This window comes from Bradyrhizobium sp. USDA 3315, assembly GCF_054056795.1.
In genome coordinates this window covers 6,500,164-6,526,240 of sequence record NZ_JBSRYP010000001.1, presented here as the reverse complement: position 1 = coordinate 6,526,240, position 26,077 = coordinate 6,500,164, and the positions used below count along the sequence as shown (strand labels likewise).

Below are 26,077 nucleotides of genomic sequence, written 5' to 3'. Positions count from 1 at the left end.
CTTCCTCCTGAATTTTCGGAAACAGCCTGCCGATCGCCGGCTGCATCCGGTCACGTGACCGCATCGCCATTCGGACAGCGCGGTCCCTTCGGGTCAGGAATCGCTCGCCGATCTCGCGTCTGCGTATCCCTAGCGACCATTCGCCACAGCCTTCGGCAAGCCGGAGGGCGCGGCTAGCCAGTGCTGCAAATCGCCGCACCATCTCCGATCATTTTTCGCTTGCTTTGATTCGGAGCGTCTCGCCAACGCAAGCCTGTTCTAGGAACCTTCGCCATTTTCTCCCGTTCCACCTCCGCCGATTGGTACGGCTATTGGAGGAGAGAACATGAAGTTTAAGACCATTGTCGCGGCATCTTTGCTTGCCGCTTTCGTCACGCCGGCATTTGCAGCGGATGAATTCTACGTCGTGCAGGACGTGAAGACGAAGAAGTGCACGATCGTCGACAAGAAGCCGGTCGACACGACGACCACCGTCGTCAGCGCGTCGGGCACTGTCTACAAGACGCGCTCCGAGGCCGAGACCGGCATGAAGAGCGTCAAGGTCTGCACCTCGAACTAGAAGGCGATCGCATGCCAGTCATCATTCTCTGGGCTGTGCCGGCGATCATCGTCATCGGCGGCGGCATCTACCTGATCGGCCATATGCACTGAAGCAAGGAGACCTCTTATGAAGAAGTTGGCTATCGGCTGCATCATGGCTGCGGCGTTCGCTACCGCCGCGCATGCAGCAACCACCATGCCGGCCGCGCCGGCGGACAGTTCGACCATCACCAACTACTACAAGCAGAATGTCTACGACCCGAAGGAATCCAAGATCGGGACAATCGACGACGTGCTTGTCGACAAGTCCGGCAAGGTGACCGGTCTCGTCGTCGGTGTCGGCGGCTTCCTCGGCGCCGGCGAGAAGGACGTGATCGTGCCATTCACGGCCGTCAAGTCTCAAAAGAAGGACGACAAGTGGTGGCTTACGCTCGACGAGACCAAGGACAGCCTGAAGGCCGCGCCCGGTTTCAAATACGATCGCGCCAGCACGACGTGGAAGCCGGAGAACAAGTAACACCGACGTCCCGTCTGCTCACTGAGGGCAGACGGGACGCTGCGGCAGATCACTCACGGGATGGTGGCGCTGTCGAAGCTCGCCCGAAACGCATCAGGTAACGCGCCAAACCACGAAATGGCCCCAGCACCTTTGGGGGCCTGGAGGCCGGTGCTGGGGCCGTTTGCCTGATCCGGGGCTGAGCTATTGGAGGCAGGCTCCCCCATCCATCAAGAACCGCGCGGTTCCAGCATTAGCTTATGTAAATCGGCGATCCGATTTTCCACGGCGATGTCCTGTCTGCAACACGCCTCCCGCGAGGCGGGCTGATCGCAGGCATTCAAACGGCGCGGCCGCAGGTGGCAGTTCTGACGCGGCAACCGCAAAAATTTTTCGGCCGGGTTCTTGACACGATTTCTCCGGTTTTTATTTTCTTCCGCGCCAGCCCCCATCGCGGAGGCTGGGGCCTGGTCGCCTCTCGGGGCCAGGCGAGACGGGCACCGGTCGTGTCCGGTGCCGTTCATATCCATCTTGCTCTATGGAGGATTTGGCTATGCGCACATACGACTTCTCTCCCCTGTTCCGGTCGACCATCGGATTCGACCGGCTCTTTGATCTCGCCGAAGCAGCCCACCGGGCCGGCGAAGATCACTACCCGCCCTACAACATCGAACGGCTGTCCGAAGACAGCTATCAGATCGTGCTCGCGATCGCCGGTTTTGCGCCGGATGAGAGATTTCCGTCACGGCAGAGCAGAACGTTCTGACTGTCGAAGGCGTCAAGGTCGAGAAGGCCGAGCGCGAATACATCTATCAGGGCATCTCGACGCGCAGATTCAAGCGCCAGTTCAGCTTGGCCGACTACGTCGAGGTCAAGAGCGCGGCGTTCGACAACGGGCTTCTCAGGATCGAGCTGGCGCGCGAAGTGCCGGAGGCGATGAAGCCGCGACGCATCGCGATCAACGCGGCATCGAACACAGCGCCCCGACAGCTCGAAAACGTCGCCGCCTGATTGAACCGGCGAAGCCGCGTCCGACGAACAGGTCGCGGCTTCGTCTTCTCACTCTTCTCAGCAACTCGTCTTTCGAACGGAGGTATCCATGCGGCCGACGACCGCGCCTGCTCATAACGTTATTGGCTTTCATCTGCCGATTGGCGATCACCACCAATATGAGGTCCCGCACGATGTGGTGCGGGATTCTCGCCTGAGCCTGGCCGAGAAACGCGCTCTCCTGGCATCCTGGGCCTCGGACGCCAGCGCTGTAGCGTCCAATCCCGCTTTGCGCGCACCCAAGGGGCTCAAAGCGCCCGTTCCTGTCAGCGACATCCTCGAAGCGCTTCGCGCGCTCGACAGCGATCCGCACCATCCGCCAGGCGGCCGGCCTGCCCGCCTGCGCTCCGTCGACCGCTGCCTGGCTGCATAGGAGCGCGAGATGACAGACATCAGGCTACCGAAGCACGTCATCGACCGCCTCGAGGGACGCTGGCGGTCAAGATTTGGACAGGCAAGGCGCCGGAGCTCAGAACTGTTCGACCACCGGCTTGAACAGTTGCGCGCTCATCGCAACAATATTCATCGGTATCGGCGATTGCTGCAGACCCAGCTCTCCGACCTCGAGCGCGAATTCATCGAAAGACGGCTGTCCGAAGAAACCACGGCAATGCAAGGCCTCGCGGCCGACATTCCATCCCTTCCCTCCTCGTTCGATCGCGCAGCTTGCGAGGAGATCACGCCATGAATGGGCTGCAACAACTGCTTATAAGAGGCAGCGAAAAAGTCATCGGTCACTATCAATTCCTGCTGGATAGCGCGACCTCGGAACAAGAGCGCGAACGCTATCGACGGAGGATCGAGGAAGAACGCCGGATGCTAGGCCGGTTGCTCGACGATTCCGATCGGTCGTCACGCGCGGCGTGAGCGATTCATGGCGGCGGGAGAGCAAATCCGCTCGTGATGCCCGCCGCTCGCCTCGCGCGAAGGCCGCAAAGCCACCCGCGTGCCTTCGAACCATCAAAGGACGCGTCCGTTATCCGGAGGCTTGGTACGCATCCGGGAGAGGTTGCCTTATGTATCGGATCTACTATTTCGCTGTCTTCCTCGCTGTGACCGGCGCAATCTTTGGCTCATTGGTCACGCTGGAGAAGATCTTTCATTCCATGGGTTCCGCCTAACGATCCCGATCGAAGGTCTCGGATCGGAGCCCTGGTTCGGAATTTTACCCTAGCAAAAGCCAGGCCATGGAGGCGATGAGAGCCACAAGCGACACGGTCGCAGCGCTGACAAAGGCAATCTCCACACCGTCGATATGGTGGTGGTTTGTTTGCATTGAGCGTCCTCCTAGATGGGTGCCCGCGGACCTTGAGACAGTAGCCACGCCGCCAAATTGGCGGTGGTTTCGTCATGCCGCGCCTGCCTCAACAGGGTCTCTCGCTCTCGACAGGGAGGAAGGTTCTTGGCCCGTTGACGTAGCCGTTCGGCTTCTTGGGCGAGGCGTTTTTCAAGAGGGAAAATCTGCCTAACCCGGCGTCGTCGCTTCATGGCTCCTCTCTCCAACGCTGACGTTTGGCTGCCCCAAAAGCAAAATCAAAAAGCCCGGGAAGCCTAAAAAGTTCCTGCCAGCTTCGCGTCAATGAGATCAGACGGATGGAACTGGCGAAACGGCATGGACGTTACAGGGCATGGGCATGGCCAAGGACCTGAAGAAACAGGCCAAGACCGCCGAGCAGGCGGCGGTGCGGACGGCTGACGAATTCGCGGCCGAGCAAATGAAGAGCCTCGCGCAAGCGTTCCGGGCTCAGGCCGAGGTCGTCAAGCGAAACAAGAAAAAGAAGAAAGATGAGCTTCACCGTAAAAGCTAGGTGCAAGTTTGGAGAGATCGTGCACCGTCGTGGCACGGCCGAGGCAGCTCTACGCAAGGCAAAAGAGCTTTCACGGTCGCAGTGTTACGACATCCACATCGTGACACCTGAAGGCCGAGACTACGACTCGTCCGAGTTTGGAGATCTTCCCCGCACGCCATTGGCTGTGCGCGTTGCTCAGAAAGGCCACACCTATCCATAGGGTGGTAGAGGTTTCAAAACGGCAGGCTCAAAGAGCGGCCCCGGCTAACCGCATCACCCTTAGGGTGCGCCCTTCCCCATCCGTCTCGCACGCGCCATCGGCGAGACAATCAATAGCGGTCGCGATATCCCCGCCGCTGCTGACCATATGCGGCGCGAGGATTGATCCCGCAGGTCACGTTCCTTCCGGAAGCTGACGCAAGACACTGGGCGCGGGTTTGGTACATGCAATCGCCGGGATAGCCGACGCCGCGCCCCTGCACGCACCAGCGATAATCCCGGGCGCTGGCTGGGCTCACACTTGCTAGTCCTGCAACGCCGAACGCCAGGACGAACGCCAGGACAGCGAATAGGACGGTTGTGCGCATGATCGGCTCCTCGCAAGCAATCGAGGACCAACGGAGCAGCAAGATCAGCGTTCCCTTCGATAGTGGCCGGCCGGTTAGCAAGATCGCAAGCCGCAGCCGGAGCGGCCGCGCCGAGCGCGAGCGCAGGAACCATGCTCCGTTGGGTCGGTTGTCGGAAACCATCCATCCCACACAAGTCAATCGGCATGCCGTCACGACTGCTTTGGTTTTTAGGGTTTCCGGTTCTGGTTGTTCTGGGTGGTTGCGGCGATCAACTCGAGTGCGATTCAATCGAAACCCGGAAGGCCGTGCTCCAGACCATCTCCAACGATCACCGCAATCCGCTTGTCAATTTCGCCGCCAGGGAATCGACGGCGAAGCCCACTGCGGAAAACGCAAATCCACAATACCTCCTCGGTGAAAAGATCGTCACGACCTCGGCAAGTGAGGACAAGCGAACATTGCAATGCAGCGGCGGCATCTCGGTTTCCGTGGGCGACATCAAGGCTTCCAAGGAAGTCGAATTCACCGTGCAGAAATCGAGCGACGGAAAGTTGGCGGTTTCGGTTGCTCCATTTCAGTTTTGAGTTGCGACAAACTCAGTGTCGTCCTGGCGAAAGCCAGGGGACCCATTACCCCAAATCACTATTGTTGCGCGACGCTGGGGCCGCGATCCCGCTCATCGCCAAATGCGGTGGTTATAGGTCCTGCTTTCAGGACGACGATCGTGCGCGAGGAACCTGCACCGTCATCGCGTCGTTGCGAGCAAAGCAAATCGCCGCCGAGGAAGCCTTGCCGACGACGCGGAATCAGACCGCGAAGCCAGGCGCGCCGCTACAGCCCGGTATAGCCGGCCTTCACGTGGTCGGTACTACCGTCGAGCTGGCGCAGATAGGTCAGCCCGCACACCGTCAAGCGATGCGGATCGCGCTCGCCGGCGTCGAACAGCGTCTGCACGTACTCTGTCACCTTCGCCCGCGCTTCCTCGCTCGCAGCGGGCGTGCGGTTGAGCAGCAGATCATACGTCTGCATGATCCGATCGATAGCGGCTTCCATTGAAGTCTCCGGGTTGGCGCTCAGGCGACCACCAGCGTCTCGGCCTCGAACTTCGCGATCGCCTTGTTGGCGAGGCGGAGGCGATTCATCTCACCACGCTGGAACAGCTTCACGATGATGCCGAGCAGGCGCTCATTGGTGGCGAAATTGTCGGGAATGGCGCCGGATTTGCGCAGATAGTTCGAGGCGATCGCGTAGGCGTCACCGACGACCTCGACATTCAGCACCTCAATCCCGCGTTCGAGCAACATATCCCTGCCTCTCCGTTGGCTAACGGATAAGCCGCCGGGAACGCCTTGGTTCCTCGCCGGGGCCCATTTATTTTCGCAGGTGCAGCATGAAAAACGCATCGGCCGGGCATGACCGATGCGTTGACTGGAGCAAGGCTGGACTGAAGGAAGGCTGCCGGTCTTCTCGCGCGGCCGGCTTGGCCATCAGGCGAAAACGGGAAGGCTCAGAGGCGATACAGGATCTGGTCGGTCCAGAAGCGCTCGAGGCGATGCAGCGACTTGTTGAGGCTCGCGAACTCCTCGTTCGAGATGCCGCCAACCTGCTCCACCGTCTTGACGTGCTTCTGATAGAGCGCGTCGACGATCTTGCGGACCTCCTGGCCCTGCGGGGTCAGACGGATACGGACCGAGCGGCGATCGACGCGCGAGCGCTGATGATCGAGGAAGCCGAGCTCGACGAGCTTCTTCAGATTGTAGGAGACGTTGGAGCCGAGATAGTAGCCGCGGGTGCGCAGCTCGCCGGCGGTCAACTCCTTGTCGCCGATGTTGTACAGGAGCAGCGCCTGCACCGAGTTGATGTCGGCGCGGCCACGACGATCGAATTCGTCCTTGATGACGTCGAGGAGCCGGCGATGCAGCCGCTCCACCAAAGTCAGGGCTTCGAGATAGAGCGGCTGCACCGGAGCTTGACCGGTAGCGCGATCAGCGGCATCCGCCGCCGTTGTCGCAACGGCTTTCATCATGACACTTCCCCTGTTTGTCGTTTTTATCGACTTTATTCGACGAAACTTGTGTCCCGCCTGATAGGTCCAACGTAAGGGGGCCGTTTGAATATCCGCTTAAATAAGAGAATAAAGAGATCATGAATTTAAGACAGTGAATCGTGGATTAAGCCCATGGATCAAAGGCTTTTCGCAACTTTTCATTGACGGTGGCGGACCCTTGTTCACGCTTCGTCTGCCTGCCCTGTCACATTCGGAAACAGCATCGTCTGAATTCGAAACGGTGGCGTAACGGGTATGAGGGAACCCTTTACGGTGACCGATTGGTTACCGGAAAATTCTTTGAAAATTTTATCGGAGTGCAGCGGCGAGACGTGCACGCGATGCGCGCAAGCGGGTGCAGGTCTGTTGCGGAGAGCAAGACCGGTTCCGCCGTCGGCCCGCGCAAAGCCGGCCGGCACACGCGCCGAGGTCCGGTGAAATGGGCCCCGACGGCAGGTCCCGTAGAGACGGTCCCGCAAGGGAGTGTCTCAAACGGATGCGATCTGTCGGCACCCACCTATCAGAACCAGCAGAGCTGTCTTCTCGTTGCGCGCACGGCTGGCAAATATTGCCGGCCGCGGCCGGCTATTCGTGGCGCTGTCGCCACGGGGCAACAGTGCATCAGGCCAGCGCTGCACGCCGGCCTATGGCGGGCGTTCGCGCGCCGACATCCAGGCCAGCGCGAGATAGGCGGCGAGCATCAGCGCCTCGAGCCCGACCACGGTGAGACTGCCGCCATAGATGCCGGGAAACATCAGCTCGATGACCGCCATCGACACCACGGTGGTCAGCCACACCACGGCGCCCCAGGGCGTCGCGAGCCAGAGCCCGACGGCGGCGACGAGCTCTATGACGGCGAAATAGATCGTGGCGGTCTGCCAGGCCATCGACTGGTTCTCGAAGGCCTCCTCCTCGCCGCCGACGAAGCCGGTTACCTGGGCCCAGTGATAGAGGCCCTTGGCGACCGAGACGACAGCCATGATGCGCAGGAAGATGACGAGGCGCCGCGTCCACGCATTGTCGTCCGGCTCGATCCGGTCGGACGAGATCGCGCTCACCGAGATGGCATTGTCCCGCGCCTGATCGCGTGCAGAGGTGTCAGACATCCGAATCGCCGCAGAGCGGCTGCAAAATGGGGTTCATGGGCGCAGTCTTGGCCCGCCGGGGACGCAAAATCAATTGCCGTTGCGGCAAATCAAGGGCGCCACGGATGCAATAGCGGCGCAATGACGGCGGCCCTGACAGGTGCTAGAACCGGACTTATATCAGGTCCAGACCAGCCGTCCGTCGAGGAGAAGACAACATGGCGATCAAATTCGGGCGCCCGATCGAACTGCGCGATGCGCCGCGGCGCCAGACTGACGCCCTCGCCTCCCCCTCGCTCGACCTCACGATCCGGATGCGGCGCAACCGCAAGTCGGAATGGGCGCGCCGCCTGGTGCGCGAGAACGTGCTGACCACCAACGACCTGATCTGGCCGATGTTCGTGGTCGATGGCCACAACACCCGCACGCCGGTGGCCTCGATGCCCGGCGTCGACCGGCTCACCGTCGACCAGATCGTCCGCGACGCCGAGCGCGCGGCAAAGCTCAACATCCCCTGCATCGCGCTGTTCCCGTTCACCGAGCCGTCGCTGCGCGACGAGCAGGGCTCGGAGGCGCTCAATCCCGACAATCTGGTCTGCCAGGCGGTGCGCGCGATCAAGAAGGAATTTCCCGACATCGGCGTGCTCTGCGACGTCGCGCTCGATCCCTTCACCAGCCACGGCCATGACGGGCTGATCGAGGACGGCAGGATCCTCAACGACGAGACCGTCGCAGTGCTGGTGAAGCAGGCGCTGACCCAGGCCGAGGCCGGCTGCGACGTGATCGCGCCGTCGGACATGATGGACGGCCGGATCGGTGCGATCCGCGAGGCGCTCGACGACAGCGGCTTCGGCGACGTGCAAATCATGTCCTATGCGGCGAAATACGCCTCCGCTTTCTACGGCCCGTTCCGCGACGCGATCGGCTCGGCCAAGACGCTAACCGGCGACAAGCGCACCTATCAGATGGACAGCGCCAATTCCGACGAGGCGCTGCGCGAGGTCGAGCTCGACATCGCCGAGGGCGCCGACATGGTGATGGTGAAGCCCGGCATGCCCTATCTCGACATCGTCCGCCGCGTGAAGGACCATTTCGCGATGCCGACCTTCGTGTACCAGGTGTCCGGCGAGTACGCGATGATCGCGGGCGCCGCCGCCAATGGCTGGATCGACGGCGAGCGCGCGATGATGGAGAGCCTGGTCGGCTTCAAGCGCGCCGGCGCCGACGGCATCCTCACCTATTTCGCGCCGAAGGCCGCCGAAAGGATCAAGGCGGAGAGCTGACGGCCGCCGCCCGTTATTGCGACAAGTGGATCGCTTCGCTCCGCTCGCAATGACGGCGTGAAGGTAGAACCGCTCGATCCAGCCCCCGAATCGCCGGAATATTTCGGCTAGTTAATGTTCGCGCAGGCTTGGCGAACTAGCCTCCTGTTCCCATGTCCTGCGCGGGACTTTCATCGGAGGCTGGTCATGTCCTACGGCAATGACGGCGGCACCTGGCGCAATGAGGCCTGGCGCAACGACGGCGGCGTTCCTCCGCATGCGTTCGACCCAATGATGCAGCCGGACCTGTTCCGCGGCGTGCTGACGCGCCGTGTCTTTGCGTTCCTGATCGACCTGTTCGTGCTGTCGGTGCCGGTGATCCTGGCGGTGATTTTCATCGCGGTGTTCGGCCTCGTCACGCTCGGTCTCGGCTGGGCGCTGTTCTGGCTGGTCTCGCCGGCCTCGATCGTCTGGGCGATCGTCTATTACGGCGCCTCGATCGGCGGGCAGCACTCGGCCACCATCGGCATGCGCATGATGGATCTGGAACTGCGGACCTGGTACGGCGCGCGCGGCTATTTCGTGCTCGGCGCCACCCATGCGGTGCTGTTCTGGGTGACGATCTCGTTCCTGTCGCCGCTGGTGCTCCTGATCGGGCTGCTCAACGGCCGCCGCCGGCTGCTGCACGACATCATCCTCGGAACCGTCATTATCAACAGCTCGGTCCGGACCCCGGTCGCCCCGGCCGCGCGGACCTCCTATTAGGCCCGCCTAAACCAATTGACCGTTAGCCTCAGGGGGGCGATGTTAACTCGGCTGCCTGTATTGTTTGTGGAGCCCGACGATCTGACGTGACCCAGCATTCGCGTGATACTCCTCAGTTCTATTTGACGGCGCCGTCGCCCTGCCCGTATTTGCCGGGCCGACATGAGCGGAAGGTTTTCACGCACCTGGTCGGCGACAAAGCGGGCGATCTCAACGACTTGCTGACCCATGGCGGCTTCCGCCGCAGCCAGTCGATCGCCTACCGCCCGGCCTGCGACCAGTGCCGGGCCTGCGTCTCGGTCCGGGTGATCGCCAACGAATTCCGCCCCTCCCGCAACTTCCGCAAGGTGCTGGCCCGCAACGCCGACGTCATCGGCGAGCAGCGCACCGCAGTGCCGACCTCGGAGCAATATTCGGTGTTCCGGGCCTATCTCGACCGCCGCCACCGCAACGGCGGGATGGCCGACATGACCGTGCTCGACTACGCGATGATGGTCGAGGACAGCCATGTCGAGACCCGGATCATCGAGTACCGCAAGCGCAATGCCGACAGCGCCATCACCGGTCGCGGCGACGAGCTGATGGCGGTGGCGCTGACCGACGTGCTCAGCGACGGGCTGTCGATGGTCTATTCGTTCTTCGAGCCGGGGCTGGAGGCGCGCTCGCTCGGCACCTTCATGATCCTCGACCATATCGCCCGAGCCCGCCGGCAGGGCCTTCCTTACGTCTATCTCGGGTACTGGATCGAGGGCTCCAAGAAGATGGACTACAAGGGCCGTTTCCTGCCGCAGCAGCGGCTCGCGCCGTCGGGCTGGCTGCGCGTCGACGCATCAGGCGAGGTGCTCGCCGAGCCGCAGGACTAGCTGCCGAAGAACGTATCGATCAGCAGCTTCACGTTCAGGACCACGATCAACCCGGCGACGATCCACGCCGCCACCGCGACGGGGCGTGAGATCGCGAACGCGCCCATCTTGCGTTTGTCGGACACGAACCGCACCAGCGGGATCACCGCGAACGGCAGCTGCATCGACAGCACGACCTGGCTGAACACCAGCAGCTGCGCCGTGCCGCTCTCGCCATAGAGCGCGGCGACCACGATGACAGGGACGATCGCGATGCCGCGGGTCACCAGCCGCTGCAGCCAGTCGGGCAGCTTGAGGTCGAGGAAGCCCTGCATCACGATCTGGCCGGCCAGCGTCGCCGTCACCGTCGAGTTGAGGCCGGAGGCGAGCAGCGCCACGGCAAACAGCGTCGAGGCGATGCCGAGGCCGAGCAGCGGCGACAGCAGCTCGAACGCCTGGTCGATCTCGGCGACATCGGAATGGCCGCTCTTGTGGAAGGTCGCGGCCGCCAGCACCAGGATCGCGGCATTGACGAACAGCGCCAGCATCAGCGCGATGGTGGAATCGGTGGTCGCCCATTTGATCGCGTCGCGCCGTCCCTCCTCAGTGCGCGGATAGGCACGCGTCTGCACGATCGAGGAGTGCAGATAGAGGTTATGCGGCATCACGGTGGCGCCGATGATGCCGATCGCGATGTACAGCATCTCCGGATTGGTGACGATCTCGCGCGACGGGATGAAGCCGCCGAGCACGGCGGCCACCGGCGGCGCGGCGGCCGCGATCTGGACGACGAAGCAGACCGCGATGACGATCAAGAGCGCGATGACGAAGGCCTCGAGGAAGCGGAAGCCGCGATTCATCAGGAGCAGCAGCAGGAACGCATCCAGCGCCGCCAGCAGCGCGCCGCCGATCAGGGGAATGCCGAACAGCAGCTTGAGCGCGATCGCGGTGCCAATCACCTCGGCGAGGTCGCAGGCGATGATCGCGGCCTCGCAGGCAAGCCACAGCAGCAAATTCACCGGGCGCGAGTAGGTCGCGCGGCAGGCTTGGGCCAGATCGCGGTCGGTGGCGATGCCTAGCCGTGCTGCGAGCGCCTGCAGCAGGATCGCCATCAGGTTGGAGAGCAGGATGACCGACAGCAGCGTGTAGCCAAACTTCGATCCGCCCGCGAGGTCGGTGGCCCAGTTGCCGGGGTCCATGTAGCCGACCGAAACCAGATAGCCCGGCCCGGCGAACGCCAGCAGCCGCCGCCACCACAGGCCGCCTGACGGCACCGCGACGGTCGCATTCACCTCCGGTAGGCTGCGCACATGTCCGGCATCGCCCCGCCAGCCGCCGCCTGGCACGGAATTGGGAACGGAAACGGAAGACAGTTCAGGGGTCCTAGCATCCATCCGACAAGGATGGCCGATCTGTCCCGTTATTGCAACTCATTTGCAACTGCATCTAGGCTCACGAAAATGATATCAGCCGTCCTGCTTGTAAAGCACTGAGGAAGTGCTTTACGTTACATGTATGATCAAGCTGCCCGTCGAGACGCCGACCGCAACCCTGCGTTACGCCCTCGCCCCTGACCCTTCAGGCATCGAGGCGATCGAGGCGACCTTTGCGGCCTATGACCGGATGATGGCGATCCTCACCGAGGTCGCCCCCGTCGGCGCCAACCTCGTCTCGCTGCACGCCCAGGCCTACGAGAAGATCCGCAAGGAGACCGGCCTCCCCGCACGGCTGGTGACGCTCGGCCTGCGCGACCGTGCCAATTACATCGCAGGCGCCGCCGTCCGCCGGATACCGCTCGACGACAAGTTGTTTGCGATCAAGGGCCCAACTTCACTGACCATTAGCACTGTTAGCGGACGCGTCTTGGTGCCGTTCGATGTGCCGGGATATGTCTCGGGCTGGGAAAGCCCCTTCCCGGCGCATTTGATCTCGGATGGACGCGGCTACGAAATCCACATCGCCGTCAAATCGAAATCAGCACAACCGGAGGAGAAGACCATGCTTCACGAAGGCATCCTTGCGCGCATGGGCCGGCTTCTTGCCGCCATCGCGAGCCAGACCATCGACAATGTCGAGAACAACAACAAGGTCGCGCTGGTCAAACAGGCGATCCGCGAGATCGACGCCGGCGCCGACGAGGCGCGCTACGCGCTCGGCAAGTCGCGCGCCGAAGAATTCCGCCTGAAGAAGCGGCGCGAAGAACTGGATACCGAAACGGCTGGTCTGAACGAGAAGATTCGTCTCGCACTTGCGGAAAATCGCGAGGATCTCGCGCGCGCCGGCGTCGCACGGCAAATTGATCTGGAGTCGCAGGTGATCGCGCTGGAACGCGCGATGGATTTTATCGAGCTCGAAATCGACGAGCAGACCAAGGCGCTGCAGGCCATGCTCGGCGCGCGCCGCGAGGCGGAGACGCGCTTGGCCGATCTCGAACAAAGCCTGATCCGCGAGGCCCAGGACGAAACCAGCCGGGGCCCATCCGCGACCAATACATTGAGTGCTGAGCGCGCCATGGCGGCGATCGCCCGGGTCACCGGTGTTCCCGCCTCCAGCGTGCTCGGCGACAAGGAGCTTGACGAACTCGATCGCCTGCATCGCGAGAAGGAAATCGCGGCGCGGCTTGAAAGGATCAAGTCAGAAAAATGAGTGCAGTTGGCGACATTCTGCTCGCCCCCGACGTGCGGCCCTTCGCGGTCGCGGCTGCGATCATGATGGCACTTGGCGGTATCGAACTGCTCAGCACCATGGTCGGACTTTCGATCAGCGAATTGATCGGCAAGGATTTCGCGGTCGAGGCCGAGAGCCACAATGCTCTCAGTGGCCTGTTTCTCTGGATCAACGCCGGGCGGCTTCCCCTCCTGATCCTGATCATCCTGATCCTCGGCATCTTCTCGATCGGAGGCTTCCTGCTTCAGGGACTGGCGCACGCCGCAGGCACCGCCATCCCGGTCTCGCTTGCCGCGGTGGTTGCTGCCGCAGGCAGCATCCCCGTGATCAGAAATACCAGCCGTGGCCTCGCCCGCATCATTCCGCGCGACGAGAGCTATGCGGTCAACGACAGCGACTTTGTCGGCAAGGTCGCAACCGTGTCGGTCGGCCCGCTCGATCAGGGCCTGCCCGGCCGGGTCCGTCTCAAGGATGTCTTCGGCAACTGGCACACCGTGTCGGCGCGTGCCAGCGCGGAGTCCGAGGCATTGCCGGTCGGCGCCAGCGTGCTGCTGGTCGATCGCGATGCCAAGGGCTTCATCGCGATTGCCGCTCCAGCCGACCTCGTCGAACAACAACGATCTTCCAACAGGGCATAACACATGTGGGAACTTGCTGTACCCGTCGTTATTGGCGTCATCGTCATCCTCGTTATCGGTCTCCTGTTCGCAAAGCTCTACAAACGCTCGACGCGCGACGAGGCCTATGTCCGCACCGGCCTCGGCGGCCAGAAGGTGGTGCTCGACGGCGGCTCGCTCGTGCTGCCGATCTTCCACTCCACCGCCGCGGTGAACCTGAAAACGCTACGGCTCGAGGTCGCGCGCGGCGGCCCGGACTCGCTGATCACCAAGGACCGCATGCGCGTCGACATCGGCGCCGAGTTCTACCTGCGGGTCAAACCCGACTCGTCGTCGATCGCGCTCGCCGCGCAGACGCTCGGCAACCGCACCAATGACGCGGCCGAGCTGCGCGAGCTGGTCGAGGCCAAGTTCGTCGATGGCCTGCGCTCGGTCGCCGCGACCATGAACCTCGAGGAATTGCAGGAGCAGCGCGCCACCTTCGTCAAGGCGGTGCAGGACGCGGTCGGCGCCGACATCCAGAACAACGGTCTCGAGCTTGAATCGGTGTCGCTGACGAAGCTCGACCAGAGCGACATCAAGCACTTCAACCCGAGCAATTTCTTCGATGCGCATGGTCTCACCACGCTGACCAAGATCACCAAGGAGCGTGAGCAGGAGCGCAACCAGATCGTCCGCACCACCGAGGTCAACATCGCCCAGCAGGACCTGGTGGCGCGGCAGACCACGCTGACGATCGAAAGCACCAAACGCGAGGCCGAGCTCGCCCAGCAGCGCGACATCGCCAACAAGACCGCCGCGATGCGCGCGCAGACGGCGCAGGTCGAACAGACCGCGCTGCAGAACGAGGCCGAATACCGCATCCAGCAGGAGCTCGCGGTCGCCAACAAGCAGACCGAGGCCAACCAGGCCCGCGACACCCGCAAGATCGAGGCCGATCTCGCGGTCAAGCGCCGCAACACCGAGATGGAGCGCGACCTTCAGATCGTGGCGCAGGAAAGCGCGATCGCGGTCGCGGCCAAGAGCAAGGAGCAGTCGGAAGCCCAGACCATCGCCGAGACCGCGCGTGCCGTCGCGATCGCCGCCGAGGAAAAGGTCACCACCGCCCGCGCCACCGAGATCGCCGAGCGCGACAAGATCATCAACGTGATCGCGGCGCGCAAGGCGGCCGAGACCGACGCGATGCCGATCACGGTGATGGCCGAGGCCGAACGCCAGGCCGCCGCCAACAAGGCGGAAGCCACCAACGTGCTGGCCAAGGCCGATGCGGCGGCTGCCACCACCCGCGCTGCCGGCGTCAAGGCGCTCGGCCAGGCCGAAGCCGAGGTCGCGACCATGAAGGCGGAGGCGCGCAACAGACTGAGCGCCGACATGATCGCCTACGATCTCAACCTCGCGCGGATCAACGTGATCCCGAGCGCTCTCGCCGAGGCGGTGAAGCCGATCGAGAAGATCTCCGACATCCGGATCTTCGACACCGGCAGCATGCTCGGCCGCGGCGGCGCCAACGGCCACGCCAACGGCAATGGCGGCCTCGGGCTCGGCGACGGCCTCGCCGCGCAATTGCTGTCGGTCTCGGCATTCAAGCCGATGATCGACAAGATCCTCTCGGAGGCCGGCTTCCCGGCCGGAGCCGACGCGCTCACCAGCCTGACCAGCGCGCTGGCGCAGCGCAAGGCCGAGGTCGCCGAAACACCGACGGTGGGCATCGAAAGCGCGCCAACCGCGCTGGTCGGCACCATTACGGGCCAACTGGCGCCTGCTCCCAAACCGCAGTGACGGCTTTCAGCCAAGTCTGACTCTGGAAGAGCCCGTCGATCCCCTTCGGCGGGCTTCTGCTTTTGGCGTTATCGGGAAACGGGTGGGATCGGGCCTCTTCCAACCACACACTATGGGCAGTCGAATGATCAAGGATTCCGTCATGTCTGCCGATACGCCTCGTCTGCCGGCCACCTTCAACCGCCTGGCCTGGTCCAACCTCGCCGCGCAATCGGCCGAACAGATTGCGCTTGCGGCTGCGCCGATCGTCGCCGTGCTGCTGCTCGGCGTCGGCGAAGGCCAGACCGGCCTGTTGCAGACCGCGCTGACGCTGCCCTTCATCCTGTTTGCGATTCCCGCCGGCCTGCTCGCCGACCGCGTGTCGCGGCGCTGGGTGATGGCGGGCTCCGAAGCGCTGCGCGCGGCCGCGCTTGCCGCGATCCTGCTGCTCTTGTGGCTCGGCCTGATGACGCTGCCGCTGCTCGCTTTGCTCGGCTTCATCGCGGTCTGCGGCACGGTCGCCTACAGCGTCGCTGCGCCGGCGCTGGTCCCTTCGCTGGTGACGTCACAGCAATTGCCGGCGGCGAACGCCCGCATCGAGCTCGCGCGTACCGTCGCGTTCGCCAGCGGCCCCGCGCTCGGCGGCGTGCTGGTCGGCTGGGTCGGGGCCGCGCCCGCATTCGGCTTCGCCGCGGCATTGTCGGCGATCGCGGTCGTGCTGCTCGCCGGCATCTACGAGCCGGCGCGGCAGCCTGCCCCGCGGCGCCATCCGTTGCAGGACATCAAGGAAGGCGCGGCCTTCGTGATGCACCACGCCTTGCTGCGGCCGGTGTTCATTACCCAGTTCATCTTCAACACCGCGTCGTTCCTGCTGCTCGCCGTGTTCGTGCCCTATGCGGTGCGCCATCTCGGGCTCAGCGCCACCGGCGTCGGCACCACGCTTGCGATGTACGGCGTCGGCATGGTGGTCGGTGCGCTGTTCGCGACCCGCGTGATGAAGCGGCTGGCGTTCGGCACCGTGATCGGGCTCGGCCCGGTCACCGGCTTCGTCGCCGCGGCCGTGATGGCGCTGACGACCTGGATTGCGACGCCGCTGCTCGCGGGCCTCAGCTTCTTCCTGCTCGGCGTCGGCCCGATCCTGTGGGTGATCTCGACCACCACGCTGCGGCAGTCGGTGACGCCGCCCTCGCTGCTCGGGCGCGTCTCGGCGATCAACATCATGAGCTACGGCGCGCGCCCGCTCGGCTCCGCGCTCGGCGCGGTCGTCGGCGGCCTCTACGGCGCCGAAGCCTGCCTCTATCTCGCGGCCGCGATCTTCGCCGCCCAGGCGCTGGTGATCCTGATGTCGCCCGCGGTGTCGCTGACGCGCCAGCCCGACATGGTCGGCGAACCCGCGCGGTGCTGAACGGACTCTCCACCCACGTCATTGCGAGCGAAGCGAAGCAATCCATGTCTCCACTTGCGGAGGGATGGATTGCTTCGTCGCTTCGCTCCTCGCAATGACGGGAAGGTCTAGCTCGCCAGGTACCGCTCGTATTTGCCGCCGACGACCTCGTCGGCGGCAATCGCCGGATCCAGCGTGTATAGATCCTGTGCATGGCCGATGCCGCGCAGCACGAAGCGGCCGGTGGAGACCAGATAGTTGCGGCCGGCGACGTCGAGCCCGGTGCGGAAATCGGTCGAGGTCAATAGTTCGCGGTCGACCGAGGCGCACATCGATGCGATCCGGCTGACCTCGTTGACGGCGGGCCCGACCACCGTGAAATCCAGCCGGTCCTCGCTGCCGATATTGCCGTAGAACACCTGGCCGACATGGAGCCCGACATAGGCCGTGGTGGTCGGCCGGCCCTCGTTCTCGCGGCGATCGTTCAGCACGCGGATGTTATGCCGGAATCTGTGCTCGGCCCGCAGCGCCGCTCGCTTGGCGCCTGCCACGTTCTCTCCGGTGAACATCGCCAGCACGCCGTCGCCGATCAGCTTCAGCACCTCGCCGCCGGCGTCATGGATCGCGTCGATCGAGGCCTGCGCATAATCGTTGAGGAACGGAATGATCTCGTCCGGGCCGATCCGTTCGCTGATCGCGGTGGAGCCGCGCACGTCGGAGTACCACAGCACGGCCTTGATCTTCTCGGTGATGCCGCGCTGCATGCGCCCGCGCAGCACCTGCTCCGCGGTGTCACGGCCGAGATAGACCCGTCCGAGCGTGCGGGCGATCTCAACCTGGGCGGCCGATTTGATCGCGAGCCCGAGCACCGGCACCAGGTCGCGCAACGCCGCCATGTGGTTCTCGTCGAACCCATCCGAATGGCGGGTGGTGTAGTAGGAGTAGAAGCAGTCCATCTCGCCGATCGTGCCGGCCTCGCCGAAGCGATGCACGAAGGCGGCGAAATGCTTGTGGCCCTTCTCGGCCAGCTCGCCGATCATCGAGAAATCGTGCGAGGTGTCGGCGAGATCAATCACTATCTCGTCATGGCCGTTTTCGAGCATGTGATAGAAGGCCGACCGCCGCCAGGTCTGGCTGGCTTCGCCGGTGCTGGTCGAGCCGTATTCGAAGATGTCGGCCTCGTTGCTCTCGCCGTCGTTCCAGCGGAAACCGCGTCCCTCGAAGATCGGATGCAGCGTATCGATGAAGACGATTGCCCGCGACAGCGGCATGCCGGCCGCCCGGCAGCGCTCGCAGAAACCGCGCAGCAGGTCGTTTTCCGGCAGGCCCGTCAAACCCTGGCGGACCAGCCAATTCATGAGGCGCAAACGGGGCGTCAGTTCCATAAGCTGGATTATGCCGGGCAATTGGTGCGGGAGGAAGGGTTGGTGGTCGCGTGACAGATGCGAACGCCAATGCGGCATTGCAAGGCCGCCCGCCTCACCATTTCGCGCGGAACACGGCCGCCGAATGGCGCCGATTCCGCTTCCTTTTGTCCACCCCTTCGCGCACAACAGCGCATGGACAACGACGCTGGCCCGCCAAACCCGATCCGACGCCTCATGCAATGGGCGATCACCCCGCCGCAATCCTATGGGGTCTATCTTGTCGGTCTCATCCTGGTGTTCGTCCTGTCGTTCTACGCCGGCACGCTGAAGCCGACACACTCGCCTGCCCCGCCGGCGGCCACGCCTGCCGCCCCGCGCAGCTGATCAGCCCGATTTGGTTTCCGAGGTCGCGATCCAGATCCCGGCGAAGACCGCGATCAGGCCGACGACCAGATTGGCCGTGATCGGCTCGCCGACCAATTGCTTCGCAAGCAGCCCGGCAGCGATCGGATTGACCGTCATGGTGTTGGCGACGCGGGTCGGCGAGGCCCGCTCGAGCGCCAGCACCCACAGGATGAAAGCCAGCGCGCCGCCGGCTATGCCGAGATAGAGTCCCGCGATCCATTGCGACGTGCCGAACTCGCGCATTGTCGCCAGACTGTCAGTGAACGATCCCACCGCCACCAGCGCCGCCGCGCCGGCGCCCATGCCGACGGCAAGGAAACCGAGCGCGCTGGAGCGGCGGATGAACGGCCGCGACAGCACGTTGTAGAAGGCCATGCAGAGCACCGCGGCGGCCATGATCAGTTCGCCGCGCCATGCACCGACTGGCGCCGCCGCCAGCCCGGATGCCAGCGCCGCCGCCACGCCGAGCACCGCGATCGAGACCCCGATCGATTTGCGCATCGTCAGCGGCTCGATGCCGAGCATGGCGCCGACCACCATGGTGGAGAGCGGCAAGGTCGCCAGCGCCAGGCTGGCGCGCGCCGCCGTCGTGTAGGACATCGCGAGATTATAGAGCACGAAGAACACGCCGAAGAAGGCGACGCCGAGCGCCGCGACCGCCGGCCAATCCGCGCGTCGCGGCCACTTCGCGCCGAGCAGGACCGCGGCCGGTAGCACGCAGAGAAAGCCGATCGCCCAGCGCAGGATCGCCAGCGTGATCGGGTCGGCATTGCCCGCCAGATAACGCGTGATCGCCGCGGCGGTGCCGCCGAGGCAGCTCGAGACCAGTGCAATCGCAACGCCGATCCACTCGCCCATCCCGATCCCCATGCGTTTTCGGTTCGTTTGTGGCATCTTGCCCGGCGAGATCATTCCGGCAACTACTTCACAGGTATTCATGTCGCAGCAGCGCGATTTTTCGGCCAGCCTGCGCTGGTGGCGGCAGCGCAAGGGCCACTCGCAACTCGAGCTCGCCGGGCGCGCGGATATCTCCCAGCGCCATCTCAGCTTCCTCGAGCTCGGCCGCGCCGCTCCGAGCCGCGACATGGTGATCCGGCTTGCCGCGGCGCTCGACGTGCCGTTGCGCCAGCAGAACGCACTCTTGGTCGCAGCCGGCTTCGCGCCGGTCTGGCGGCAAACCGACCTCGCCGCGCCGGAGCTCGCCCAGATCCGCTACGCGCTCGATTTCATCCTGGCACAGCAGGAGCCCTTCCCGGCGGTCGTGGTCGACCGGCACTGGAATCTGCTGCTCGCCAATGCAGGCGCAAGCCAACTGGTGGAATTCCTGGTCGGGCCGCTGGCGCCAGGCACGGCGGTCAACCTCGCCGACGCGCTGGTCGCGCCCGGCGTATTGCGCCCCTATCTCACCAACTGGACCGAGGTGGCCGGCTACTTCGTCCGCAGCGTCGAGGCCGATGCCGCCGCCGACGGCACCACCGCGACGGCGGATTTGCTCAAGCGCCTGCTGGCCTATGACGGTGTCGAGGCCGCGTTGGCCGCGCCGACCGGGCCCGCATCCGGACCGGTGCTGCCGATGCTATTCCGCAAGGGCGACGTCAGCCTGCAATTGTTCACCACGATCGCGACGCTGGGGACGCCGCAGGACGTCACGCTGCAGGAGCTGCGCATCGAAAGCTTCTTTCCGATGGACGATCAGACCGCGCTGATTTTTCGAAACTGGTCGAAAGCGAACGCCGCCAAGGCGGCTCAGTCGTAGAACTCCGGCGACATTTTCAGCCCGTCGCGCTGCGCCTTGTCGTGGTTGATCCAGAGCTGCGCCTTCTCTTTCGTCAGCGTGTCGGCGATCTTCTGCATCGAGGCCAGCGTCTGCTCCTTGCTGGCGTTCATGCTCGGCGCGCGCCGATTGTCCCAATTATCCCTGAAGTGAACGGCATCGCCGGTCAGCACGATCGCGCCGGTCTTCGGCAGCTTCACCAGCAGCGACTGGTGGCCGGGCGTATGGCCCGGCGTCGACAGGATGGTGACGCTGCCGTCGCCGAACACGTCGCGGTCGCCTTCGAGCTTCGTCACTGGATGCTCGGGCTTGAAGCGCGGCGCGTTGTTGGCGCCCGGCCATTCATATTCCGCCTTCTGCACATACAGCATCGCGGCCGGGAACAGCTCGACATTGCCGATGTGATCGGGATGGGTGTGCGACACGGCGATCGCCTTGATGTCCGACGGCTTGACGCCGAGCTGGTCGAGCTGCGCGGCGAGCGTCTTCGGCCGCCGCCAGGTGACCGCCTTGGGGTCGGCCGGCGCAAGGCCGTTCGGCATTGCCGCCACCGCGTCGGGAATCCCGGTGTCCCACAGGAACCAGCCCTGGGCATGCTTGATCAGGTAGCAATTGTCCACGAAGTCCATCGACTTGCCTTCATTGACGCCGGGCGACCAGCGTGAAATGTCGCCGGCAACGCCTTCGCCGCAGTTGAGGATGTAGAGCTTCTCGACGCCCGATTTCGCCGGCTCGGCGTCCGCATGCGGCAGCGCGCCCACAGTCCAGAGCAGCATCGCAAGACCGATTGCCTTCTTCATGTCGCCCCCCGTTTGATCGCGCCGGTGATTTGAACGCGTGCGGTCGCAATGTGCCGTGTCGTCGCCGCCCGTGGAAGACGTGGACATGGGTCGATCGATCAATTGAATGCGAGTGGATCGCGGCTGCCTAGGCTAGACCATCTCCGCCGGCGCCAGCCGGCAGGTCTCGCTGCTGATCTCGACCTGCAGCGTCGCGTGGTGGATGCTGAAGCGCTCCGAGAGCTCGGCGCAGACGTGATGCAGGAAGACATCATCGTGTCCGCCGGGCCGCACCAGATGCGCGGTCAGCGCGGTCTCGCTGGTGCTCATCGCCCAGATGTGCAGGTCGTGCACCTCGGTGACGCCCTCGAGCGCGGCGAGGTAGTCCCTCACCTGCTTGAGATCGATCCCCTTCGGCACCGCGTCGAGCGCGAGGTTGACGCTGTCGCGGGCAAGCTCCCAGCCGCTCAGCAGCACCACCACCGCGATGACCAGGCTGATCGCCGGATCCAGCCACTGCCAACCGGTCGCCATGATCAAGAGCGCGGCGATCACGACGCCGAGCGAGACGCCGGCATCCGCCGCCATGTGCAGATAGGCGCCGCGGACGTTGAGGTCGCTGTCGCGGCCGCGCATGAACAGCAGCGCGGTGCCGCCATTGATCAGGATGCCGAGCGCCGCGACCCAGACCACGGTCCAGCTTGCGACCTCGGCCGGCTCGCGCAAGCGGTTGATCGCCTCGACCGCGATGCCGCCGACCGCGATCAGGAGCAGCCCGGCATTGAACAGCGCCGCCAGGATCGAGGCGCGACGGTAGCCATAGGTGTGAGTATCGGTCGGTCGCCTGCCGGCGAGCCATGCCCCGCCCCAGGCCAACAGCAGCGCGATGACGTCGGAGAGATTGTGAACCGCGTCGGAGACCAGCGCCAACGAGTTGGCGGAATAGCCGAAGATCAGCTCCGCGACGACGAAAGCGGTGTTCAGCGACGCGCCGACCGCAAAGGCCGTGCCGAAACTGTCGGGCGCGTGGCTGTGCCCGGCATGGGAATGCCCGGCATGTCCGTGAGAATGACCGCTGTGGTCGTGGTCGTGATTGTGCGCCATGGCAACCGTCGCCCGATGTCGTCGGCGACGGTTATAGCGCGGTGAAATGTGGATACTATCACACCGCGCACTGAGCCCCCGTAGCCCGGATGGAGCGCAGCGCAATCCGGGATCACTGGTGATCCGGCGCGAGCTCCCGGATTTCGCTTCGCTTCATCCGGGCTACAACACCGTTACTCCACGCCGCGATTGAACTTGTTCGACTTCGGCAGGCCGTGGGCGAGCCGGCCGGCGTCGGCGCGGTTGCCGCGCCAGTCGGCCAGTTCCTTCATGGTCATGCTGTGCTCGCGGCCGGCGGAATCCTTCCAGCTCAGGCCGGCCTTGGCGTCGAACACCGCAACGTCAGACAGCGACGCGCTGGTGTATTTCTGCAGGCGCACGCCGCGGCCGCGCGCCATCTCCGGCACCTGGTCGAGGCCGAACAGCACCATCTTGTGGTTGGTGCCGATCACCGCAACGGTGTCGCCGCTCACAGTCGTGATCGCGCGGGCCTCGTTCGGCATCTCGACGTTGAGCACCTGCTTGCCCTTGCGGGTGTTGCCGACGCAGTCCTCTTCCTTGACGACAAAACCCTGCCCCTCGCTGCTCGCGATCAGGAACTTGCGTTCGCCCTTGTTGACGAACAGCGAGATGATCGCGGCGTCCTGCTCGAGGTCGATGAACATGCGGATCGGCTCGCCATGGCCGCGGCCGCCCGGCAGCTTTGCCACGTCGAGCGAGTAGAACTTGCCGTTGGTCGCAAACAGCAACAGCTTCGAGGTGGTCTCGGCAAAGAACGAGTGCTCGAGCTTGTCGTCGGTCTTGAAGGCAAGCCCCGAGAGATCCTCGACATGGCCCTTCAGCGTCCGCACCCAGCCCTTCTCTGAGATCACGACGGTGCACGGCTCGCGCTCGACCAGCGCTTCCTCGATCGCGGCGAGGTCATGCTCGGGCGCATCGGCGAAGGTGGTGCGGCGCTTGCCGAGCGGCGTCTTCGGCCCGAAGATATCGCGGACCTTGCGCACCTGATCGCTGACCTTGGCCCATTGCTCCGTCTCGGAACCGAGCAGGCCCTCGATGCCCTTCAGCTCCTTGCGAAGATCTTTGTCCTCGGTGCGGATCTCCATCTCCTCCAGGCGGCGCAGATTGCGCAGGCGCATGTTGAGGATGGCATCGGCCTGGATCTCCGTGAGCTTGAAGGTCTTCATCAAGACCGGCTTCGGCTCGTCCTCGGTCCGGATGATCTTGATCACCTTGTCGAGGTTCAGATAGGCGACGAGGTGGCCGCCCAGCACTTCCAGGCGGTGCTCGATCTGGGTCTTGCGGAATTTGGTCCGGCGGACCAGCACGTCGCGCAGGTGGTCGAGCCATTCACGCAGGCACTCGGCAAGGCCGACCACCTTGGGGATGCGGCCCTTGATCAGCACGTTGAGGTTCAGCGAGATCTTGCTTTCCAGCTCGGTCAGCCGGAACAGCGACTCCATCATCAGTGCCGGATCGACGGTGCGCGATTTCGGCTCGATCACGAGCCGGACGTCCTCGGCCGACTCGTCACGGACGTCGGCGACCAGCGGCAGCTTCTTCTCGTTGATGAGTTCGGCGATCTTCTCGACGATCCGCGACTTCTGCACCAGCCACGGAATCTCGGTGACGACGACCACCCAGGTGCCGCGGGCGCCCTCCTCCTGGATCCAACGCGAACGGGTGCGGAACGAGCCGCGCCCCGTGGTGTAGGCCTCGACGATCGCTTCCTTCGAATCAACGACGATGCCGCCGGTCGGGAAGTCCGGGCCCTTGACCCATTTCAGCAGCGCCTTCGACTTGGCGTCGGGCTTCTCGATCAGATGCAGCGCGGCGTCGCAGAGTTCGGCGGCGTTGTGCGGCGGGATCGAGGTCGCCATGCCGACCGCGATGCCCTGCGCGCCGTTGGCGAGCAGGTTCGGGAAGCCGCCCGGCAGCACCACCGGCTCTTTCGACTGGCCGTCATAGTTGAGACGAAACTCGACGCCGTCCTCGTCGATGCCTTCGAGCAAGAGGCGCGCGACCTCGGTCATGCGCGCTTCGGTGTAGCGGTAGGCGGCCGGGTTGTCGCCGTCGATATTGCCGAAATTGCCCTGGCCGTCGACCAGCGGGTAGCGCGAGGAGAAATCCTGCGCCAGGCGCACCATGGCGTCATAGATCGCCTGGTCGCCATGCGGATGGAACGAGCCCATCACGTCGCCGACGATCTTGGCCGACTTCTTGAACGCGGCGCGCGGGTCGAGCCCGAGCAGGTCCATGCCGTAGAGGATGCGCCGATGCACCGGCTTCAACCCGTCGCGGGCGTCCGGCAGCGCGCGGTGCATGATGGTCGAGAGCGCATAGGCGAGATAGCGCTCCTCGAGCGCATCACGCAGCGGCACCTCGTGAATTTCGGCCGGCTCTTCCGGCGGTATCTGTCGTTTTCCCATGGGGAGGCGTTAAACCTTGACGCTGAATCGGGCAAGCCGCGAATCAGCGGGAATTTAAGGCCCGAATCGGCCTTACGGAACCGCGCTCCGGCCCCGTCGCCTCGTCACGGCGTTGATAAATCCGTCGCGGGCGTCGGAATGGCCCTGGCCGCGGGGCTCCAGCACGTGGCGGAGCAAGAACAGGCCGGTGATCTGGAAGCCGTCGAGCAGGTCCTGGTCCGACCAGCTGTTGGCGCCGCCCTCGCCTTCGCGCAGGAACGCCGGCAGCGGCAACAGCCGGTCGCGCCATGGCTCGCCGGCGGCGCGCGACACCGCGCCGCCGGATTTCGGCGACACGTAGATCAGGTCGGTGGTCTCCCCGGTGGCTGCGCAGTTTTCCAGGTCGAGCCCGAAGCCGAGCTCGGTCAGCATCGCGAGCTCGAACCGGATCAGGTGCACGGCGGCAACGCCTGCGTCCTCGAAATCGTCGAGCGTCCCCTGCAGCATCTCGTAGATGTCCTCGTGCGGATCGCGCTCCGGCAGCAGCCGGGCCAGCGCCGCCAGATGCGTGACACCATAGACCGCATGCGACGAGCCGAGCAGCGTCGCAGCGCGCAGTCGCGTGCCTTCCAGCGCATACATGCCGAGATGCTCGTCGAGCCGCGCCCGCCATACCGCGGTGACGCTGTTGCCGGGCTGCAGCAGCGGCCGCATCCGCGAGTTGGCGCCGCCGCGCACCAGGCCGAGATGGCGGCCGTGCTCGCGCGTCAACAGCTCGACGATGGCGGAGGATTCGCCATGCCGCCGCACACCCAGCACGATGCCTTCGTCGGTCCATTCCATGTGCGGAGTCTAGCAGCATTTTGCTGACGAACGCAGCTATCCGACGCGTCATTCCGGGGCGCGTCGAAGACGCGAACCCGGAATCTCGAGATTCCGGGTTCGATGCTTCGCATCGCCCCGGAATGACGGTGGGTGCCGCTACGCGTTGAACCAGCCTCGCGCGTCGCCGGTGAAGGAATAATACAGCCCGGCCGTGGTCAGGATGCACGACACCACCTCGATGGCGCTGTCGATCTCCATGCCCCTTGCGCTGATGACCTGCACCAGGGACATCAACGACAAGACAAGCACCGCGAGCAGCGCCCAGCGCGGCCAGTTCTTGCGGTGCTGCGCGGCAAGCCGGACGAAATACATCAGGAGCAGGATCATGCAGCCGGCCGTCAGGGTCTCGCCCATGATCACCTGCTCGGTCTTCAGGACGGTCGGCGTGCGGTCCTGGAACGCCACCGACAGCGCATCCAGCGTCAGCGACAGATAGAGCAGAACCTCAAACCACAGCACGTTTCTGGGCACGTTCATGCAAGC

Annotated in this window: 29 protein-coding genes and 1 pseudogene; 17 read left to right on the top strand and 13 right to left on the bottom strand. The window is 64.3% G+C overall.

Annotated elements, in window-relative coordinates:
* Window positions 1–325: 325 nt before the first annotated feature.
* From ACVIYL_RS30560 to ACVIYL_RS30530, 7 genes and pseudogenes are all read left to right on the top strand, one after another.
* Entirely contained in the window at window positions 326–559 is a 234-nt protein-coding gene (locus tag ACVIYL_RS30560; protein WP_253608401.1) for a hypothetical protein, read from the top strand.
* A 108-nt stretch (window positions 560–667) separates the two neighbouring features.
* Window positions 668–1,057 carry a PRC-barrel domain-containing protein gene (locus tag ACVIYL_RS30555; RefSeq protein WP_028340955.1) on the top strand — a complete coding sequence of 130 codons (390 nt, stop codon included), beginning with the start codon at window positions 668–670 and terminating at the stop codon, window positions 1,055–1,057.
* Between the two features lie 532 nt (window positions 1,058–1,589).
* Window positions 1,590–2,047, top strand: a pseudogene (locus ACVIYL_RS30550) (Hsp20 family protein).
* Window positions 2,048–2,135: 88 nt separating this feature from the next.
* On the top strand, window positions 2,136–2,459 hold the full coding sequence (locus tag ACVIYL_RS30545; RefSeq protein WP_092078022.1) for a hypothetical protein: 324 nt from the start codon (window positions 2,136–2,138) through the stop codon (window positions 2,457–2,459).
* 9 nt (window positions 2,460–2,468) lie between these two features.
* Window positions 2,469–2,774: a hypothetical protein gene (locus ACVIYL_RS30540; RefSeq protein ID WP_225644760.1), complete on the top strand. Its 306-nt coding sequence runs from the start codon at window positions 2,469–2,471 to the stop codon at window positions 2,772–2,774.
* On the top strand, window positions 2,771–2,953 hold the full coding sequence (locus ACVIYL_RS30535; RefSeq protein WP_253608400.1) for a hypothetical protein: 183 nt from the start codon (window positions 2,771–2,773) through the stop codon (window positions 2,951–2,953). Before ACVIYL_RS30540 ends, ACVIYL_RS30535 begins: the two co-directional genes overlap by 4 nt.
* 767 nt (window positions 2,954–3,720) lie before the next feature.
* The gene (locus tag ACVIYL_RS30530) at window positions 3,721–3,894 is read left to right on the top strand and encodes a hypothetical protein (protein WP_225158918.1); all 174 of its coding nucleotides are present in this window, start codon (window positions 3,721–3,723) and stop codon (window positions 3,892–3,894) included.
* A gap of 311 nt (window positions 3,895–4,205) precedes the next feature.
* On the opposite strand, the gene ACVIYL_RS30525 is transcribed toward ACVIYL_RS30530, so the two are convergent.
* A complete protein-coding gene (locus ACVIYL_RS30525) occupies window positions 4,206–4,463 on the bottom strand; it encodes a DUF3551 domain-containing protein (protein ID WP_092078420.1) in 258 nt (85 codons plus the stop codon).
* Window positions 4,464–4,648: 185 nt separating this feature from the next.
* On the opposite strand from ACVIYL_RS30525, the gene ACVIYL_RS30520 reads away from it, so the two are divergent.
* The gene (locus ACVIYL_RS30520; protein ID WP_141341081.1) at window positions 4,649–5,029 is read left to right on the top strand and encodes a hypothetical protein; all 381 of its coding nucleotides are present in this window, start codon (window positions 4,649–4,651) and stop codon (window positions 5,027–5,029) included.
* Window positions 5,030–5,276: 247 nt separating this feature from the next.
* Here ACVIYL_RS30520 and ACVIYL_RS30515 read toward each other — a convergent pair whose 3' ends face one another.
* From ACVIYL_RS30515 to ACVIYL_RS30500, 4 genes are all read right to left on the bottom strand, one after another.
* Window positions 5,277–5,498 (bottom strand): hypothetical protein, encoded by a 222-nt coding sequence (locus tag ACVIYL_RS30515; protein WP_050384934.1) that lies wholly within the window; start codon window positions 5,496–5,498, stop codon window positions 5,277–5,279.
* Window positions 5,499–5,518: 20 nt separating this feature from the next.
* Entirely contained in the window at window positions 5,519–5,749 is a 231-nt protein-coding gene (locus ACVIYL_RS30510) for a hypothetical protein (RefSeq protein WP_016845011.1), read from the bottom strand.
* Window positions 5,750–5,952: 203 nt separating this feature from the next.
* Complete coding sequence (gene ldtR, locus ACVIYL_RS30505; RefSeq protein WP_018271925.1) at window positions 5,953–6,471, bottom strand: transcriptional regulator LdtR; 519 nt, start codon at window positions 6,469–6,471, stop codon at window positions 5,953–5,955.
* A 665-nt stretch (window positions 6,472–7,136) separates the two neighbouring features.
* Complete coding sequence (locus tag ACVIYL_RS30500) at window positions 7,137–7,598, bottom strand: DUF6163 family protein (protein WP_016845013.1); 462 nt, start codon at window positions 7,596–7,598, stop codon at window positions 7,137–7,139.
* A gap of 197 nt (window positions 7,599–7,795) precedes the next feature.
* Between ACVIYL_RS30500 and hemB the strand changes: the two genes are divergently transcribed.
* The 3 genes from hemB to ACVIYL_RS30485 all read left to right on the top strand — a co-directional run bounded on the left by hemB (window position 7,796) and on the right by ACVIYL_RS30485 (window position 10,467).
* The gene (gene hemB / locus ACVIYL_RS30495; RefSeq protein WP_253608399.1) at window positions 7,796–8,860 is read left to right on the top strand and encodes a porphobilinogen synthase; all 1,065 of its coding nucleotides are present in this window, start codon (window positions 7,796–7,798) and stop codon (window positions 8,858–8,860) included.
* 186 nt (window positions 8,861–9,046) lie between these two features.
* The gene (locus ACVIYL_RS30490; RefSeq protein ID WP_092078031.1) at window positions 9,047–9,604 is read left to right on the top strand and encodes an RDD family protein; all 558 of its coding nucleotides are present in this window, start codon (window positions 9,047–9,049) and stop codon (window positions 9,602–9,604) included.
* Between the two features lie 86 nt (window positions 9,605–9,690).
* On the top strand, window positions 9,691–10,467 hold the full coding sequence (locus ACVIYL_RS30485) for an arginyltransferase (protein WP_028340961.1): 777 nt from the start codon (window positions 9,691–9,693) through the stop codon (window positions 10,465–10,467).
* Here the strand turns inward: ACVIYL_RS30485 and ACVIYL_RS30480 are convergent.
* Window positions 10,464–11,840 carry an Nramp family divalent metal transporter gene (locus tag ACVIYL_RS30480; protein ID WP_253608398.1) on the bottom strand — a complete coding sequence of 459 codons (1,377 nt, stop codon included), beginning with the start codon at window positions 11,838–11,840 and terminating at the stop codon, window positions 10,464–10,466. The genes ACVIYL_RS30485 and ACVIYL_RS30480 overlap by 4 nt on opposite strands.
* 121 nt (window positions 11,841–11,961) lie before the next feature.
* On the opposite strand from ACVIYL_RS30480, the gene ACVIYL_RS30475 reads away from it, so the two are divergent.
* The 4 genes from ACVIYL_RS30475 (at window position 11,962) to ACVIYL_RS30460 (ending at window position 16,893) form a co-directional block, all read left to right on the top strand.
* Window positions 11,962–13,092: a PspA/IM30 family protein gene (locus tag ACVIYL_RS30475; RefSeq protein WP_253608397.1), complete on the top strand. Its 1,131-nt coding sequence runs from the start codon at window positions 11,962–11,964 to the stop codon at window positions 13,090–13,092.
* Window positions 13,089–13,751: an OB-fold-containig protein gene (locus ACVIYL_RS30470; protein ID WP_253608396.1), complete on the top strand. Its 663-nt coding sequence runs from the start codon at window positions 13,089–13,091 to the stop codon at window positions 13,749–13,751. The genes ACVIYL_RS30475 and ACVIYL_RS30470 overlap by 4 nt, the downstream gene beginning before the upstream one ends.
* A 3-nt stretch (window positions 13,752–13,754) precedes the next feature.
* A complete protein-coding gene (locus ACVIYL_RS30465) occupies window positions 13,755–15,509 on the top strand; it encodes a flotillin family protein (RefSeq protein ID WP_092078048.1) in 1,755 nt (584 codons plus the stop codon).
* 142 nt (window positions 15,510–15,651) lie between these two features.
* The gene (locus tag ACVIYL_RS30460) at window positions 15,652–16,893 is read left to right on the top strand and encodes an MFS transporter (protein ID WP_057020872.1); all 1,242 of its coding nucleotides are present in this window, start codon (window positions 15,652–15,654) and stop codon (window positions 16,891–16,893) included.
* A gap of 107 nt (window positions 16,894–17,000) precedes the next feature.
* On the opposite strand, the gene ACVIYL_RS30455 is transcribed toward ACVIYL_RS30460, so the two are convergent.
* The gene (locus tag ACVIYL_RS30455) at window positions 17,001–18,257 is read right to left on the bottom strand and encodes an adenylate/guanylate cyclase domain-containing protein (protein ID WP_253608395.1); all 1,257 of its coding nucleotides are present in this window, start codon (window positions 18,255–18,257) and stop codon (window positions 17,001–17,003) included.
* Window positions 18,258–18,431: 174 nt separating this feature from the next.
* On the opposite strand from ACVIYL_RS30455, the gene ACVIYL_RS30450 reads away from it, so the two are divergent.
* On the top strand, window positions 18,432–18,623 hold the full coding sequence (locus tag ACVIYL_RS30450) for a hypothetical protein (RefSeq protein ID WP_028333848.1): 192 nt from the start codon (window positions 18,432–18,434) through the stop codon (window positions 18,621–18,623).
* Here ACVIYL_RS30450 and ACVIYL_RS30445 read toward each other — a convergent pair whose 3' ends face one another.
* Window positions 18,624–19,502 (bottom strand): DMT family transporter, encoded by an 879-nt coding sequence (locus ACVIYL_RS30445; protein ID WP_253608394.1) that lies wholly within the window; start codon window positions 19,500–19,502, stop codon window positions 18,624–18,626. It lies immediately after the preceding gene.
* Window positions 19,503–19,581: 79 nt separating this feature from the next.
* On the opposite strand from ACVIYL_RS30445, the gene ACVIYL_RS30440 reads away from it, so the two are divergent.
* Window positions 19,582–20,400 (top strand): helix-turn-helix domain-containing protein, encoded by an 819-nt coding sequence (locus ACVIYL_RS30440; RefSeq protein WP_456780441.1) that lies wholly within the window; start codon window positions 19,582–19,584, stop codon window positions 20,398–20,400.
* On the opposite strand, the gene ACVIYL_RS30435 is transcribed toward ACVIYL_RS30440, so the two are convergent.
* The 5 genes from ACVIYL_RS30435 to ACVIYL_RS30415 all read right to left on the bottom strand — a co-directional run bounded on the left by ACVIYL_RS30435 (window position 20,391) and on the right by ACVIYL_RS30415 (window position 26,071).
* Complete coding sequence (locus ACVIYL_RS30435; protein WP_456780440.1) at window positions 20,391–21,218, bottom strand: N-acyl homoserine lactonase family protein; 828 nt, start codon at window positions 21,216–21,218, stop codon at window positions 20,391–20,393. The genes ACVIYL_RS30440 and ACVIYL_RS30435 overlap by 10 nt on opposite strands.
* A gap of 132 nt (window positions 21,219–21,350) precedes the next feature.
* Window positions 21,351–22,301 carry a cation diffusion facilitator family transporter gene (locus ACVIYL_RS30430; protein WP_253608392.1) on the bottom strand — a complete coding sequence of 317 codons (951 nt, stop codon included), beginning with the start codon at window positions 22,299–22,301 and terminating at the stop codon, window positions 21,351–21,353.
* A gap of 173 nt (window positions 22,302–22,474) precedes the next feature.
* The gene (gene parC / locus ACVIYL_RS30425; protein ID WP_253608391.1) at window positions 22,475–24,730 is read right to left on the bottom strand and encodes a DNA topoisomerase IV subunit A; all 2,256 of its coding nucleotides are present in this window, start codon (window positions 24,728–24,730) and stop codon (window positions 22,475–22,477) included.
* A 72-nt stretch (window positions 24,731–24,802) separates the two neighbouring features.
* On the bottom strand, window positions 24,803–25,552 hold the full coding sequence (gene recO / locus ACVIYL_RS30420; RefSeq protein WP_456780439.1) for a DNA repair protein RecO: 750 nt from the start codon (window positions 25,550–25,552) through the stop codon (window positions 24,803–24,805).
* Window positions 25,553–25,690: 138 nt separating this feature from the next.
* On the bottom strand, window positions 25,691–26,071 hold the full coding sequence (locus ACVIYL_RS30415) for a hypothetical protein (protein ID WP_253608389.1): 381 nt from the start codon (window positions 26,069–26,071) through the stop codon (window positions 25,691–25,693).
* Window positions 26,072–26,077 lie beyond the last annotated feature (6 nt).